This window comes from Deltaproteobacteria bacterium (assembly GCA_019310525.1).
Lineage (GTDB): Bacteria > Desulfobacterota > DSM-4660 > Desulfatiglandales > HGW-15 > JAFDEE01.
This window is the reverse complement of record JAFDEE010000026.1, coordinates 1-14,265: the sequence shown is the minus strand read 5'-3', so window position 1 is coordinate 14,265 and position 14,265 is coordinate 1. Positions and strand designations below refer to the sequence as shown.

Below are 14,265 nucleotides of genomic sequence, written 5' to 3'. Positions count from 1 at the left end.
AAATCCCGGAACGATTCGACCTACACCCTCGCCCGGCGGTCCCTATTTTTTAACGATCCTTATTCCCTTCCGTCTCAGGGAGCGTCTGAGGGTTTCGATGATGGGTCCTTGAATAGTCTCCCAAGTAACTGTTATTGATTTCTTCACCCTGATTTCCTTCGGCTTGATGTGGACTTCCTCTACACCGGGCAGGGAAAGGATATCCATCACGATCCGGGCCGGGATCTCTCCGAGGGTCCTGAGGGCGCCACGGGCCTCCTCGTCCAGGGGATTCCTGAAGATCCCGACCCGGGGCGGGGATATTGTACGGTGGGTAAGATAGGAGCGGATTTCAGGATTTGGGTGGAGGTAAACCTCAATGCTTTCTTCCTCCATGGATCGCCCCCTGATTGAACAGCCCAATGTCTTCCATTTATAGGGATTTTGCGCCCGCTTCGGACCACTCCTTCCCCAAAAATCTCTCCTCGTTACCTGTATCCGACTTGACCCTTGGAAATCGGGCCTTTTTTGCCATGCTGGATGGAGATAGGGCGTTCAGCTGTCGGGAGGCCGGTTAGGGAGGAGCGGGTTTGTCAAAGGGCAAGGGTATATCGTATCCCGAAAAAGGGCGGTATGTAGTATATTGATCATATTCATAGCAGAATCAAGTGTATCCTGCCAGGGCTTTTGAGGGGCCTTGCTTGAAACCCGTCTTTATGAAGAGAATCACCTGTTGGAGAATAACCCATTCCTGTTGTAATCCATTGAGGGTTTTGTTATCCTCCCGCGGTACGAAAAGGAGATAAAGTAAGAAGGATTTTCAAGGAAGAGAGGACTGGAATTATGACAGAGAATACAAAGGGCCCGCTCCCCTCTTGTGCCTCCTGCACTATTGAGGCGATGGAGAAGCTCTGTATGAGCGCTGATGGGCGCGGGGCCAAGGGATGTCCGACCCTGACCCGAAGAGAGGTCCTCGAGGAGGCCGACGCGGAATACGATGACCCCAGGATTAGGGAGTTCGCCAGGCAGGCCTCGATCCAGGAAGCCGAGTGTTACGCCAATCGGCACCAGCAACCCTACGTGATGCAGCCGACCAAGACACGGATCGTGGAGATCTGCGAGTTTGCCAAGAAGATGGGTTACAGGCGTCTCGGGTTGGCCTTTTGTATCGGATTGGCCAAGGAGGCCGGTATTGTGGAAGAGGTATTCAAGGAGCATGGATTCGAGGTCGTATCCGTACTTTGCAAGGCCGGCCGCACCTCCAAGGACAGGCTTGGACTCAAGGAGGAGGAAAAGATATTCCAGGGAACGGATGAGTCTCTATGTAATCCCATCTTTCAGGCGAAGCTTCTCAACCATGAAGGCACGGAATTGAACGTTCTCCTCGGGCTCTGCGTGGGGCACGATTCCCTGTTCTTCAAGTACGCGGAGGCCCCGACAACCGTCCTCGCCGTGAAGGACAGGGTGACGGGGCATAACCCCCTGGCGGCCGTTTATCTGTCCCACGCCTATTACATGAAGATCAAGCACCCCGGGATTTGAAGACCCGCCGGAAGGTCCATCTGTCCCTTTCCCCGACCAGCCGCTGATCTCTCTCATATCCCGGAACCGGTTCGGCCCCCGTGAGTTGCGATACCTCCGGGGCTGCCAATGGGTTTTTGCTTCCCACTTGATCGTGTAGGATCAAGATTGTTTCCAGTACCATGATTTTCAGAGGGGTTTCCCCGGAAAGGAGGTGGCAGATGGACGTTTTCACAGCTATGAAGGAACGGAGGAGTTGCAGGGACTTCTCCCCGGAGCCGATCGATGATGCCCTTATCGACAAAATTTTGGAGGCCGGGACCTGGGCCCCTTCACCTCTTAATGCACAGCCCTGGGAATTCATTGTGGTGACCCATCCAGAGACCAAGGAAAAGATCTTCGAGGAGGCCGAGAGGTGCAGGAAGTGGGCCATGGAGGTATCCGGATGGAAGTGGCTCGGTAAGTATGGTGTGGATTTCTTACGATCCGCACCCGTGATTATCGCCGTGGTGGGAGACCCCAAGAAAACCGGGGTGGACATGTTCCAGGAGGAAGGTTCGGTGGGATACCAGCATGCCTGTGCGGCCGCCATCCAGAACATGCACCTGGCGGCCTGGGCCCTCGGCCTTTCCAGCCTGTGGTTCACCCTCTTTGACAAGGAGGCGATCCGGGGGCTTCTGGATATCGACTCCGAGAAGACCCCCCTGGCCCTGGTATGCATCGGCCGGGCGAGGAATGAGATCCCTGCGCCCCCGAGGAAAGGGATTGAGGGGAAGACCAGGTTCGTCCGATAGAAAGCCCCGGGACATCCCGGATCGTCTTCTTTCGGCCTGAAAGAAAAACCATCCATGCATCCATGGGACCGCAATTTTTTCTTGAAGGAGTGCTGAGGTTATGCCATAATCCGCCGAAATTTTGAGATTGAGAGCAAGTTATGTTCAGGCAGCGGCCATCCCGACTTGCGGGATGGCCGTATTTTTTTGGGGAGGTATGGTGAAAAATGGAGATTCGTATCGCAGTCATTGCAGGATATTTCATGGTGGTCCTGTTGATCGGTTTTTTCGCAAAGACGAGGTGGCGATCTTCACCCGAGGAATACTTCCTGGCCGGAAGGGGCCTCAGGGGCTTCGTGCTTCTGGGGACCATGGCGGCCACCAATTTTTCGGCCTTTACGGTATTCGGGGCCTCAGGGGCCGGTTACCGGGACGGTTATGCGTTCTTTCCGATCGTGGGTTTTGGAACGGGCTTCATGGCGCTCACCTTCTGGATCATCGGCAAGAGGGCCTGGGAGATCGGAAAGGAGCGGGGGGCAGTCACCCCTGCGGAACTGGTCGGCTCCCTTTACGGGAATCCCTTGCTTTCCTTCTTGTTCGCCATGGTCATGATCGTTTTCACGATCCCCTATATCGCACTTCAACCTATGGCTGGCGGGTATGTGCTCAAAGAGTTGTTCGACATTCCCCAGGGCCTTGGAGCGACGCTGATCACCTTGATCATCGTCCTCTATGTTTTCAGGGGGGGGCTTAGGGCCGTCGCCTGGACCGATGTTTTCCAGGGTCTGCTCATGGTGGCTCTCATGATCACGGCACTCATCATGGTTTCCGCCCAGTACGGGGGCTTTGAGCTCGCCCATTCCCTGGTACGAAAGGCGGATCCCGCGCTCATGTCCCGGCCCGGGCCCCAGGGAAGGTTCACTCCTTCGATGTGGTTCAGCTTCATGATGCTTTGGTTCTTTTGCGATCCCATGTTTCCACAGCTTTTTCAGCGGTTTTTCAGCGCCAGGGATCCCAGAGCCATTCGTCGCACCATGCTCTCCTACCCCCTGGTCTGCACGCTGGTTTTCTTCCTGCCCGTCACCCTGGGGGTCTTGGGCCACATCTCTTTTCCGGATCTCGTGGGAAAGGAAGCAGATCGGGTTCTTCCCATGATGCTTCGTTCCCTGTGCGGTGATTTCATGGGGACCCTCATCATGTCCGCAGGTCTGGCAGCGCTCATGTCCACCATGGACTCCCAGCTCCTGACTTTAAGCTCCATTTTCAGCCGCGACGTTTTTCCCCTGGTAACGGGTAGGAAGGCAGGGGATTCATCTTTGCCAGGGAAGGTCTTCGTGCCCGTGTTGGCGGCGCTGGGACTGATCTTCGCGGTCAATCCTCCCTCGACGATCCTCCACATTGCCACCCAGGCCTTTACGGGGCTGGCTGTCCTGTTTCCCACGGTGTTCTTCGGTCTTTACTTGAAAAGGCCACGGGCGGCGGCGGCCATCCTGTCCATACTCGCTGGGGAAAGCATGGTGGTTCTGTCCTATCTCAAGCTTCTTCCATCGGGCGGATTCCTGCCCGCTGTTCCCATCATCGGGGTGACCTTCCTCGTTTACCTGGTCGTCACTCTGCTCCTTTCGCTGGACCTGCGCGGATGGATCGCCATCTCGAGGAGGAGTTTGGTCTTCGGCGCCATGTTCGCCCTCCTGTTCGGGCTTGCCGTCGATTGGTGGGAATGGACCGCTTCCCGACCCTCCCTGGGGGGATTTCCCTATTGGATGGGGTACTTCATAATCCTTTCGATCCTGCAGACCTTTCTCATGAATTGGTGGTTGAAGGGGGCGAAGATAGACGCCCCTAATCCCGAGAAGATACGGAAAAGGGTTTCCGGTCCGGGAAGGGCGATCAGCGGGAGGGGGTTGGAGGGCTCGCCGGGATAGGGCCTTTTCCTCAGGAAAGGGCCTGACGCTCCTTTTCAGCCTCTGCGAGCAGTTCTTCCCATTTCCGATCAACGTTTCGCTGGAGGAGATCTTCCATCTCCGGTGTGATCCCCTTGAAACGGCCCTGGCACTCAAGGTACTCCTTTACGGGTACGGTCTTCTCGGGTATGAGGCTGAGTTCGAGTTTTCCATCCACCACCTCGTACAGGGGGAAGACGTTTGAAAGGGTCGCAAGGCGGGCCGTGCGGATGGATTGGGAAGGATCGATCCGCCACCCCGGAGGGCAGGGGGATAGGATATGGAGAAACTTGGTTCCCCGAATGGTACGGGCCCTCCTGAACTTCTTCACCGCGTCGTCGGGGTAGGCCACAGAGAGGGTGGCGAGGTAAGGGATGGAGTGGCCCATCATGATTTTTTCCAGATCCTTTTTGGGTTCCTTCTTAAGGGAGCCTGCCGGGGTCGTGGTGGTCCAGGCCCCTATGGGGGTTGCGCTGGAGCGCTGGATCCCAGTGTTCATGTACGCCTCGTTGTCGTAACAGACATAAAGGATGTCGTCGTTGCGCTCAGCTGCCCCGGAGAGGGCCTGAAGGCCGATATCAAAGGTGCCGCCGTCGCCGGCCCAGGCCATCACCTCCACGTCCTTTTCTCCCCGCATGTCCAGGGCGGCCCGCACGCCCGAGGCCACAACTGCAGCCGTCTCAAAAGGGACGTGGATCACCGGGACCTGTAAGGCCGAGTAAGGATAGACACCCAGGATAATGGTCCAGCAACAAGCGGGAATGACGACTATTGTACGCTTCCCCAGGCCCATCATGGCCAGCTTCATGGCGAGGGCTGCCCCGCAACCCTGGCATGAAAGGATGCCGGGTTGGAGGAGTTCTCCTCGAGACATGATTTCGCGGGGAATATCGAATTTCTTCTGCATGAGAATACCTCCAAAATCGGCCCGGTGTCGCCCTTTCAAGGCCCCCGGGCCCGGGTGGCTATTCCTTAAGGCCCCAGAACAGGGGTTCGGAGCCCGGGTCCTCACGTCCGAGGGCGGCCTCGATGATCCCTTCCAGGTCCCGAGGAGTTACGTCACGGCCCCCAAGGCCGGCAACAACGGGATAGACCTTCGGCCTCTCTTCGAGAGAGTAGAGAACGGAACGGATCTCGCTCGCAAACACACCGCCTAGACCGGCGGTGAGGTTTCGGTCGATGACCACCACCTTGGGAAACCTGCCCAGTACCGAACGCCAGACTTCGGCCGGTACCGGCCTGAAGATGCGGAGTTTCACGAGGCCTACGGGCTTTCCCTTGGCCCTCATGGCATCGACGGCGATGCGTGACACAGAGGTGATGGTCCCCGCGGTGACGACGACAAGTTCTGCATCCCCGGTCCGGTATTCTTCAACAATGTCGTATTTTCTGCCAAAGACCCGTTGGAACTCCATACAGACCCTGGGATAAACCTCCAAGACTCTCATTGTGTCCCTGTGTTGGGTATAGCGCCCTTCGTAATAAAGGTCGGGGGACATCAGGCCGCCGAAGGCCAAGGGGGCCTCTACGTCGAGCTTCAACTCCGGCTCGTAGGGTGGCAGGAAGGAGTCCACTTCCTCGATTTCAGGCACATCAACGATTTCTGAAGTGTGGCTCAGGAAAAAGGCGTCATAGGTAAGCATGACCGGCACACGGACTTCTTCCGCAAGGCGGTAGGCCATGATGACGCTGTCAAGGACTTCCTGGTTTGATTCGCAGTAGATCTGGACCCATCCGGTGTCCCGCTGGGACAGGGAGTCGGTCTGGTCGGCCCAGATGTTCCAACCCGGGGCCACGGCCCGGTTCACGTTCGCAAGCACGATAGGGAGCCGGGCCCCTGCGGCCCAGTGGAGGACCTCGTGCATGAGAAGCAGTCCCTGACTGCTTGTCGCTGTAAATGAGCGGACTCCGGCGGTGGAGGCGCCCACTACGGCGGCCATGGCGGAATGCTCGCTTTCCACCTTGATAAACTTGGCATCCAGGGAGCCGCTTGCGCAGATCTCGGAGAGTTCTTCCACGATGGTGGTTTGAGGGGTGATGGGATAGGCCGAGATGACCTTCACCCTGGAAAGTCTCACACCCTGGGATACGGCATGGTTTCCCTTGATAACCCGTTTCAATTCTTTACCTCCGGTACAGGGGTCTCCTCTTCGACCATGGTGATGGCATGGCGCGGGCACTCCGTATAACAAATGCCGCAGCCTTTGCAGTAATCGTAATCAAAAAGATAACCGAATTCGTCCCGTCCCCTGGGAAGCACCGACATGTCGGGGCAGAAGACGAGACAGTTGTCGCACTCAGTGCAGCGGCCGCAATGAAGGCATCGATCTCCTTCCCTGCGGGCTTCATCCCCTGTGAAGGTTTCCCTGTACGGGGCGAAGGAGGTCCTTCTCGCGGAGGGTTCCAGGATCTCTTCCGCCTTGCGGGGCGCCTTGCCGAAGTAGTCGAAAATCATCTTGGAGGAATCCACGACCTCCCGAAGATTGCGGCGAACCGGACGGATGGGGGCCAGGCCCATGTAAGCGGAAAAACTCAGGGCCGGACCCGATCCAATGGTGATCTCATCACGAACGGTTGAGAAATCGATCCCCTTCCGGTCGCAGTCCATGGCGATGGCGGCCCGCTTTCCGGAGCCCACGGCATGGATCACCGTGTGGGGGATGTCGATGATGTCTCCTCCGGCAAACCATTTGGCCCTTTCCAAGGGGGCCGGTCCTCTGAGGCGGAGGTCTTCACCAACTGTAAGGATTCGACCCTCAGCGGAGGGCATTCCCTCCAGGTAATGTAAATCGGCCTTTTCCCCGACAGCCGTAAGAAGGGTGTCTGCCGGAATTTCAAAAAGAGCGCCTTCTTTTTTCTCCGGTCGTCTCCTGCCGCTCTCGTCGGGTGGGCCGAGAACCATCTCGGTGCAGAGAAGCCCGGTGAGGGTCCCCTGATCGTTCAGAAGGATTTTTTCGGGTGCGGCCAGGAATCTGAAGGAAACGCCTTCTTCCTCGGCCTCCTGTATCTCGGAAGGGTGAGCGGGCATCTCGGCACGGGACCGGCGATAGAGGATCGTAACTTTGGATCCCAACCGGAGGGCTGTTCTCGCCGCATCGATGGCCGTGTTGCCGCCCCCCACAACGACCGTGTTCTTTCCAATGGGGGGTGGTTCCCCCAGGGCGACTTTTTTAAGAAATGAAAGGGCACTCATGATCTCGCGGCATTCCTCTTCTCCAGAAGGGGCTAATTTCAGGGACTGGTGAACCCCGGATGCCAAGAAGACATAATCGAAGGTCTCCCCCAATTCCTTGACTCCGATATCCTTTCCGATGCGGGTGCCGGGCCTCAAGTCGATGCCCATGTTCTTCAGGCCTTGGAATTCAGTCTCTAAAACGTTTCTGGGAAGTCGGTATGCGGGAATGCCGACGCGTAGAATGCCTCCCAGGACGGGCAGGGCCTCGAAAAGGGTCACCTCGAAACCGAGAAGCCTTGCGAAATAGGCGGCGGACATTCCGGCCGGCCCTGATCCGACTACGGCGAGGTTCTTTCCGTTGGGTTGGGGAAGATCAGGGGGCGGCATTTCTTTCAGGCCTTGGTCCCCGACGAAACGCTCCAGTTCCCGGATACTCACGGACTCGTCCAAGTATTGGCGGTTGCAGGCCTTTTCGCAAAAAGTGAAGCAGACGCGGCCGAGAAGGGATGGAAAGGGCTGCTCCCTTTTCAGGTGCCGGTAAGCCCTCTCGTATTCTCCGTCCTGGAGGAGCCTGATCCACCCCTCGATGTCGTTCCCGGCAGGGCAGGCATCCTGGCAAGGCGGGGTCTTGTCCTCATAGAGGGGTTTCAGGTAGCGCCAGTTACCGGTTAGATTGTGGAGCATGGTCCCTTTGGAGGTATTCATGGGCGGAAAGCCGCGCCAGCTCTCGAGCACAAAGGGTTTAGCCAGCTCACTCCGTTTTTTCGTTTCCATAGGAGTCATCGCCTCCGCTGCAGGGGTTTACTCGGCCCGAATGACCTGATCAAAGGCGGCCCGGGCGGCCTGGACATTTTCTTCCGTTTTCGCAGGGACGTATTCCCTGATTGCTTCCTTTACGGATTCGAGCTTCAGGAGTCCCGTGGCCCTGGAAAATGCCCCGAGAATTGCGGTATTCACGATAGGGTTGGAGGGGGAACCGAGCCGGAATCGTACCGCGATGGAGGCCGCGTCAACCACATAGATCCTGAAACCGGGCGGGAGCATCTTTCCGTAATCGGCGGGGGGCCTTTTACCGTTGATCAGGACAGTGCCGTTTTGCTTCAGGCCTTCGGTCACCCCGCTGTTTTCGATCAGGGTGGGATCGAGAATCACGATGTGATCAGGCGTGTAGATCTGGTTCCGAAGATGAATGGGTCGCTCATCCACACGGCAAAAGGCCGTGACCGGAGCACCCCTACGTTCCACACCAAAGGCTGGGAAGGCCTGGACGTATTTCCCTTCGATGAAGAAAGCGTGGGCGAGGACTTCGGATCCGATGACCGCCCCCTGGCCGCCTCGTCCGTGGAATCTGATCTCTTCCATGGAAAACTCTCCTTTTCCTGGCGGCGGATACCGGCCGCCTGCCGTCCTTACCTGGGAGAGAAAACTACGGCAAGAACGATTGACTTCTTTCCGTTCAACCCCCTCAAGGCATGGGGAATATCAGAGTGAAAGTAGAGACTGTCGCCGGGTTCGATGACAATCACCCGATCGGCGGCCCTGAATTCCGTCTTTCCTTCAAGCACGTAAAGAAATTCTTCCCCCGCATGGTTGTAAAAGACCAGATCCTTTTCATCCCTGGGTTCGATTTCCACCAGAAAGGGCTCCATGTGTTTCTCGGCCATGGGGTGGGCCAGGGACTCGTATCGGTAGCCGGTTCGATCCGCGCTTTTGGGGGATGGGCGGGAAAACTTCTTTCGTTCCCCGCGCCGCACCAAGGCAATGCGTTCGGGAGATGGTGCACCTTGGAAAAAGCGGCTGATACTGACACCAAGGGCTTTGGAGATCTTCAGGAGGGTGGCGATGGGAGGAACAACGAGATTGTTCTCGATCTGTGAAAGAAAGGGCTTGGATAGTCCGGTGACGTTGGAGATGTCCTGTAGCGTCAATTGCTTGCCCAGACGGATTTGCCGTATCTGGCTTCCGAGATTGAGGGCCTTGACTTCTGCGTGAATGTCCATGGCCGTTTCCAGGTATACCAGGTCGTTGAGAAAGGAAAACCCGGTGGAATAAAATCAGGATACTCCTTGTGTTTGGCAATGTCAAACTTTATTTTTGCTGTCATCAAACAATGCCCATAAAAAAGCGGAGAGTATGAAAACCGAGTCTGGAGGAGATGGCCCCCACCCAGGGCCCCGGGTGCGGCCGAAACTCCTTGACTCTGGGCAGGATCGGTCCCAGGGGGAGGGTATGGAAAGAGACGAAATAGAGGAGAGAAGATTCAATATTCCTCCCAGATGCACTCCATGTGGGAGCACTTCTTTTTGAGGCGTTCAAGGATTTCGTCCCTTCGGTCCCTTGCCCATTCGGGCAGCTCTTTTTTCCACCTTTCCTCGGAAGGTACGTGGATCACCGATGGAGTCTTTAGATTGGGATCGAGGCGGAACTCAAGGGTTTGATTTCCCTCGAAATACTTGAGGTATCGAAAGGCGATCATGACGTCGTACTTAGCCGATGGAGGAGCTTCTCCCCGCGGTTTGGAGCTTGGAAACAATGGGGCTGAGGAGTCCGTTGAAGGGGACGGGACATTCACACCCTTTTGCGGGTCGATCAAACGAATCCTCCTCAAATGCCGTCCTCCATCGAAAGGGGTGGAGAGCCATGTCCTCACGATCTCGACAGCCGATTCCAGGGAGATCAGGCGGGCTCCCAGGGAGAGAACGTTGGCGTCATTGTGCCGTCTGGCCAGGCGGGCCGTTTCCAGGTCCCAGCAAAGGGTGCAGCGGATCCCAGGAATCCGATTTGCGACGATGGCCTCCCCGTTGCCCGAGCCGCCGAAAACGATCCCCCTCTCCGATTCCCCGGCGGCGACCGATTGGGCCGCGGGGCGTACAAAGAGAGGATAGTCCACGGGTTCAGGGGAAAAGGTCCCGAAGTCTTTGACTTGGTGTCCTTGTTCCTGGAGAAACTCCTTGATCTTCTCCTTGTATTGAAATCCTGCGTGGTCTGTGCCAAGAGTGATTTTCATCTATGAACCTCCCTTTTTTGAAAACGCTGTACTTGTTGGTTTTTTTAACGATCTTCCGGGGTCAGCAACCGGGGGCGCTGAGGAGGGCCGGAAACGGCGATAGAGAATCCTCAGGGAGAAAGGGGGATCTCCGCCCTGAACCCGAACTGGATTCGATTGTCCATATACAGCAAGCGCGTCGGTCTAAACCGGTAGAGCTTTACCCTGAACGTCTTGGAGAAATCTTGAAGATCCAGGATTTTTTTCTTCCCGAAGAAATCTCCAGTAAAGGGGAATTTCCTGAGATAGGCCCGAAGGGCCTTTGCCGCCTCCCAGCCCGGTCCGACGGGTTTAATGCTCCCCGACATCTGTATCCCCTGGATGTCCTTCCATTTGTCGGAGGGGTGAAACACTGCGGCGGAGGCCGTTTTGCTCTCGAGGGCTTCCAGGATATGCCGGGAGGAGGGGGAAGAGAAGAAATAGAAGAGGAAATCGATATCCACATAGTAGACCGGAGCCGCCCAGGCCTTGTTTTCGAGGGCTGTGGCCAGGGTCATGGTGCTCTGGCTGCGGATGAGGTCGGCCGCCCTTTCTTTGAGTTCTTCCTCACTGGGAAGATCGGTGGTGGAAGTGGTATTCATTGATGGCTCCACTCGGGTTTGAAATGATCTCCCACTGTTTAAATCGATCCATTTTCCCACAAAAGGGTCCAGGGGGCAAGGAGACCACGGAAAGGGATCTTTCCCGGGGTTCAGCAAAAGAGCAGGGGAAGACTGTCTGCAACCAGAAAACCTTTTCGGGTGGGGACGATCTTCCCACCATCACGTCGGATCAGTTCCGAACGGCACAATTCCGCGATGATTTTCCCTGCATTGGGGGAGAGGTCAACAAGGGACAGGTCAACACCTTCAAGGGTTCTGAACCCCAGGAGAAGGGCCTCCATACGATGTTGTTCCGGGCTCAATTTCTCCTGCCCTTCGACCGGCGGCCTTCCCGTAGAGAGGTCACGAACGTATTTCCCGAGTGACCTGTGGTTCCACCACCGTTCGCCCCCGGAAAAGGAATGGGCCGAAGGCCCGAGCCCCAGGTAGGGCCCGCGTCGCCAGTATTTCAGGTTGTGACGGCAAACGGAGCGGAGATTCCTGGCATAATTGGAGACCTCGTAATGGACGTACCCCCTTTTTTCGAGGTGATCCGATGCGATAAGGAAAAGTCTTCTTGCCTTCGCCTCGCTTGGGGGGCGGATTCGGCCCCGCTTCATCAGGGCTTCGAAGGGAGTGCCGCCCGCCAAGGTGAGCTGGTAACAGGAGACATGGTCGGGGTCCAGGGAAAGGGCCTGGTCTAAGCTTTCCAACCAGTCGGATTCCCCCTGCCCGGGGAGGCCGTAAATGAGGTCAATGCCGATTCGTTTAAACCCTGCCCGGGCCAGGTGTTCCACCGCCCTTTCCGTTTGAGAAGCCGTGTGTCTCCTTCCAAGCAGCCGGAGTTCCCGATCAATAAAGGACTGGGCGCCCAGGCTGATCCGGTTTAACCCCAGGTCCAGGAATAGGTCCGCCTTGGAGGCCGTCACATCGTCCGGGTTGGCCTCCAGGGTGAACTCGGCATCCGGGGAAAAGGAGAAATTGTTGAAGAGGAGGGAGAGCAGGTCCTTCAATTCCCCGGGTTCCAGGAGGCTGGGGGTCCCACCCCCAAAGTATAGGGAATCGAATAATGGAAAGTGCTCCCGGTAGATTCGGACTTCCTTTTCAAGGGCCTCCAGCCATTCGGAGACCCGGGAAGGAGAGGTCACGGAATAAAAATCGCAGTAAGGGCACTTACTCTTGCAAAAGGGAACGTGGACGTAAAGCCCCGGGCGGGTGCCTTCACTCATCAGCGGACCTCAGTACTGCAACGAAGGCCTTCTGGGGAATCATGACGGAACCCACCATTTTCATGCGCTTTTTCCCTCTCTTCTGCTTTTCCAGCAGCTTTCGTTTCCGCGTGATATCTCCACCGTAACACTTGGCGGTCACGTCCTTTCGAAAGGGATGGATGGTGGAGCGGGAGATGATTTTCCCGCCGATGGCCCCCTGGATGGCGATCTTGAACTGGTGCCGTGGAATCTCCTTTTTGAGGCGCTCGCAGGCCTTCACTCCCCATTCCCTGGCACGATCCCGATGGACGATCATGGAGAGGGCATCCACCTTTTCTCCGTTGACAAGGATATCGAGCTTTACAAGGTCGCTCTCCCGGTATCCGATCAACTCGTAGTCAAAGGAACCGTAGCCCTGGGTGACTGTCTTGAGCTTGTCGTAGAAGTCAACGATGACCTCGGCCAAGGGCATGTCCAGGGTGATCTCGATCCTTCCTGGGGTGGGGTAGGTAAAACGGGAATTCACGCCGCGCCGTTCCATGCAGAGCTTCATGACCGCTCCCATGTACCGTTCCGGTATGAGGATGGAAGCCCGGATAAAGGGTTCGGCAGATTGCTTGATTTGCGCAGGATCCGGGTAATACTGGGGATTGTCCACCGTGAGGGTGGTTCCGTCCTGGAGGGTGAACCGGTACTGCACGCTCGGTACCGTCATGAGAAAGGCCTGGTTGAATTCCCTCTCGAGCCGCTGCTGCACGATCTCGAGGTGAAGCAACCCGAGGAAGCCGCAACGGAAACCCTGGCCAAGGGCGGCGGAAGCGTCTTTCTGGTAGGTGAGGGCCGCATCGTTGAGCACGTACTTTTCAAGGGCCTCGGCCAGATCCTGATAATCGTCGGAGGATATGGGATAGATGGAGGAAAAGACTACGGGCTTGACCTCCCTGAACCCGGAAAGTGGTTCCGGGGCGGGGGCGGAGTCAAGGGTCACCGTATCACCGACCCGGGTGTCGCTGATGTTTTTGATCCCGGCGATGATATAGCCCACCTGACCGGCCTCGAGGCTCTGAACGGGTTCCCGCCTGATCCGGTAGATTCCGACCTCTTCCACCCGGTAAACAGCTTTTTTGGCCATAAGGCGGATTGTATCCCCCGCTCGGACCGATCCGTCGAATATCCTGCAGCTGACGATGGTCCCGCGGAAGGGGTCGTAATAGGCGTCGAAGACAAGGGCCCGAAGTGGGTCCTCCTTGTTTCCGGATGGAGGGGGAATGCGATGGATGATGGCCTCGAAGACCTCCTCGATTCCCGTACCTTCCTTGGCCGAACATTTCACAACCCACTCGGGATCCAGGTCCAGCTCGTTTTCGATCTGCTCCATTACCCGCTCCACGTCGGCGGAAGGCAGATCGATCTTGTTTATCACCGGGATGATGATCAGGTCTTGCTCCATAGCCATGTAAAGGTTGGCGAGGGTCTGGGCCTGCACCCCCTGGGATGCGTCCACGAGGAGCAGGACCCCCTCGCAGGAGGCGAGAGCCCGGCTCACTTCGTAAGAAAAGTCCACATGCCCGGGGGTGTCGATGAGGTTCAAGGCGTATTCCCTGCCGTCTCGTGCTCGGTAAGGGAGTGTGACGGTCTGGCTCTTGATGGTGATTCCTCTTTCTCGCTCCAGATCCATGGTATCCAGGATCTGGTCGCGGAATTCCCTCTCACTGACAAGCCCTGCATGCTGGATCAGCCGATCGGCCAGGGTTGATTTACCGTGATCAATGTGGGCGATGATGCTGAAATTTCTTATGGCAGCCATGAAGAAAACATCCCAATAGGTTTGGAATCCAACAAAAGTTTTCTTATGCGTTGCCGCGGGTCCTTTGTCAATAGATTTCGAACCTTGGGAGACGGCCGTCCAACCCTCCTGTAAGGCGTTTCACCTTCCTGGAGCGTCGTTCGATCTTCCCGGCCCAGCTCGTCGTCAGGACGGATCCTCCTGGAATTCCCGCACCGCGGTGAGGATCTCTTCCTTCTCTTCCTGGGTG

The 14,265-nt window shown here is 56.8% G+C and carries 13 protein-coding genes; 3 read left to right on the top strand and 10 right to left on the bottom strand.

Going from position 1 to position 14,265, the window contains the following annotated elements; genetic code table 11:
* Nucleotides 1-42: 42 nt before the first annotated feature.
* Nucleotides 43-375 carry a NifU N-terminal domain-containing protein gene (locus JRF57_06530; GenBank protein MBW2303356.1) on the bottom strand — a complete coding sequence of 111 codons (333 nt, stop codon included), beginning with the start codon at nucleotides 373-375 and terminating at the stop codon, nucleotides 43-45.
* Between the two features lie 447 nt (nucleotides 376-822).
* On the opposite strand from JRF57_06530, the gene JRF57_06525 reads away from it, so the two are divergent.
* The 3 genes from JRF57_06525 to JRF57_06515 all read left to right on the top strand — a co-directional run bounded on the left by JRF57_06525 (nucleotide 823) and on the right by JRF57_06515 (nucleotide 4,198).
* Complete coding sequence (locus JRF57_06525) at nucleotides 823-1,521, top strand: DUF1847 domain-containing protein (GenBank protein MBW2303355.1); 699 nt, start codon at nucleotides 823-825, stop codon at nucleotides 1,519-1,521.
* Nucleotides 1,522-1,721: 200 nt separating this feature from the next.
* Nucleotides 1,722-2,294 carry a nitroreductase family protein gene (locus JRF57_06520; GenBank protein ID MBW2303354.1) on the top strand — a complete coding sequence of 191 codons (573 nt, stop codon included), beginning with the start codon at nucleotides 1,722-1,724 and terminating at the stop codon, nucleotides 2,292-2,294.
* Between the two features lie 206 nt (nucleotides 2,295-2,500).
* Complete coding sequence (locus tag JRF57_06515; GenBank protein ID MBW2303353.1) at nucleotides 2,501-4,198, top strand: sodium:solute symporter family protein; 1,698 nt, start codon at nucleotides 2,501-2,503, stop codon at nucleotides 4,196-4,198.
* 10 nt (nucleotides 4,199-4,208) lie between these two features.
* Here JRF57_06515 and JRF57_06510 read toward each other — a convergent pair whose 3' ends face one another.
* The 9 genes from JRF57_06510 to lepA all read right to left on the bottom strand — a co-directional run bounded on the left by JRF57_06510 (nucleotide 4,209) and on the right by lepA (nucleotide 14,036).
* Nucleotides 4,209-5,090: a pyruvate synthase subunit beta gene (locus tag JRF57_06510; GenBank protein MBW2303352.1), complete on the bottom strand. Its 882-nt coding sequence runs from the start codon at nucleotides 5,088-5,090 to the stop codon at nucleotides 4,209-4,211.
* Between the two features lie 91 nt (nucleotides 5,091-5,181).
* Entirely contained in the window at nucleotides 5,182-6,336 is a 1,155-nt protein-coding gene (porA, locus tag JRF57_06505; GenBank protein MBW2303351.1) for a pyruvate ferredoxin oxidoreductase, read from the bottom strand.
* Nucleotides 6,333-8,165, bottom strand: coding sequence for an FAD-dependent oxidoreductase (locus JRF57_06500; GenBank protein ID MBW2303350.1), 1,833 nt, complete (start codon nucleotides 8,163-8,165; stop codon nucleotides 6,333-6,335). The genes porA and JRF57_06500 overlap by 4 nt, the downstream gene beginning before the upstream one ends.
* Nucleotides 8,166-8,192: 27 nt before the next feature.
* Complete coding sequence (locus JRF57_06495) at nucleotides 8,193-8,753, bottom strand: 2-oxoacid:acceptor oxidoreductase family protein (GenBank protein MBW2303349.1); 561 nt, start codon at nucleotides 8,751-8,753, stop codon at nucleotides 8,193-8,195.
* 47 nt (nucleotides 8,754-8,800) lie between these two features.
* A complete protein-coding gene (locus JRF57_06490; GenBank protein ID MBW2303348.1) occupies nucleotides 8,801-9,391 on the bottom strand; it encodes a helix-turn-helix transcriptional regulator in 591 nt (196 codons plus the stop codon).
* 260 nt (nucleotides 9,392-9,651) lie between these two features.
* On the bottom strand, nucleotides 9,652-10,398 hold the full coding sequence (gene rpiB, locus JRF57_06485) for a ribose 5-phosphate isomerase B (protein MBW2303347.1): 747 nt from the start codon (nucleotides 10,396-10,398) through the stop codon (nucleotides 9,652-9,654).
* A 110-nt stretch (nucleotides 10,399-10,508) separates the two neighbouring features.
* Nucleotides 10,509-11,018, bottom strand: coding sequence for a pyridoxamine 5'-phosphate oxidase family protein (locus JRF57_06480; protein MBW2303346.1), 510 nt, complete (start codon nucleotides 11,016-11,018; stop codon nucleotides 10,509-10,511).
* A gap of 110 nt (nucleotides 11,019-11,128) precedes the next feature.
* Nucleotides 11,129-12,247, bottom strand: a complete 1,119-nt coding sequence (hemW, locus tag JRF57_06475) for a radical SAM family heme chaperone HemW (GenBank protein MBW2303345.1) — start codon at nucleotides 12,245-12,247, stop codon at nucleotides 11,129-11,131.
* Nucleotides 12,240-14,036: an elongation factor 4 gene (lepA, locus tag JRF57_06470; GenBank protein MBW2303344.1), complete on the bottom strand. Its 1,797-nt coding sequence runs from the start codon at nucleotides 14,034-14,036 to the stop codon at nucleotides 12,240-12,242. Before lepA ends, hemW begins: the two co-directional genes overlap by 8 nt.
* Nucleotides 14,037-14,265 lie beyond the last annotated feature (229 nt).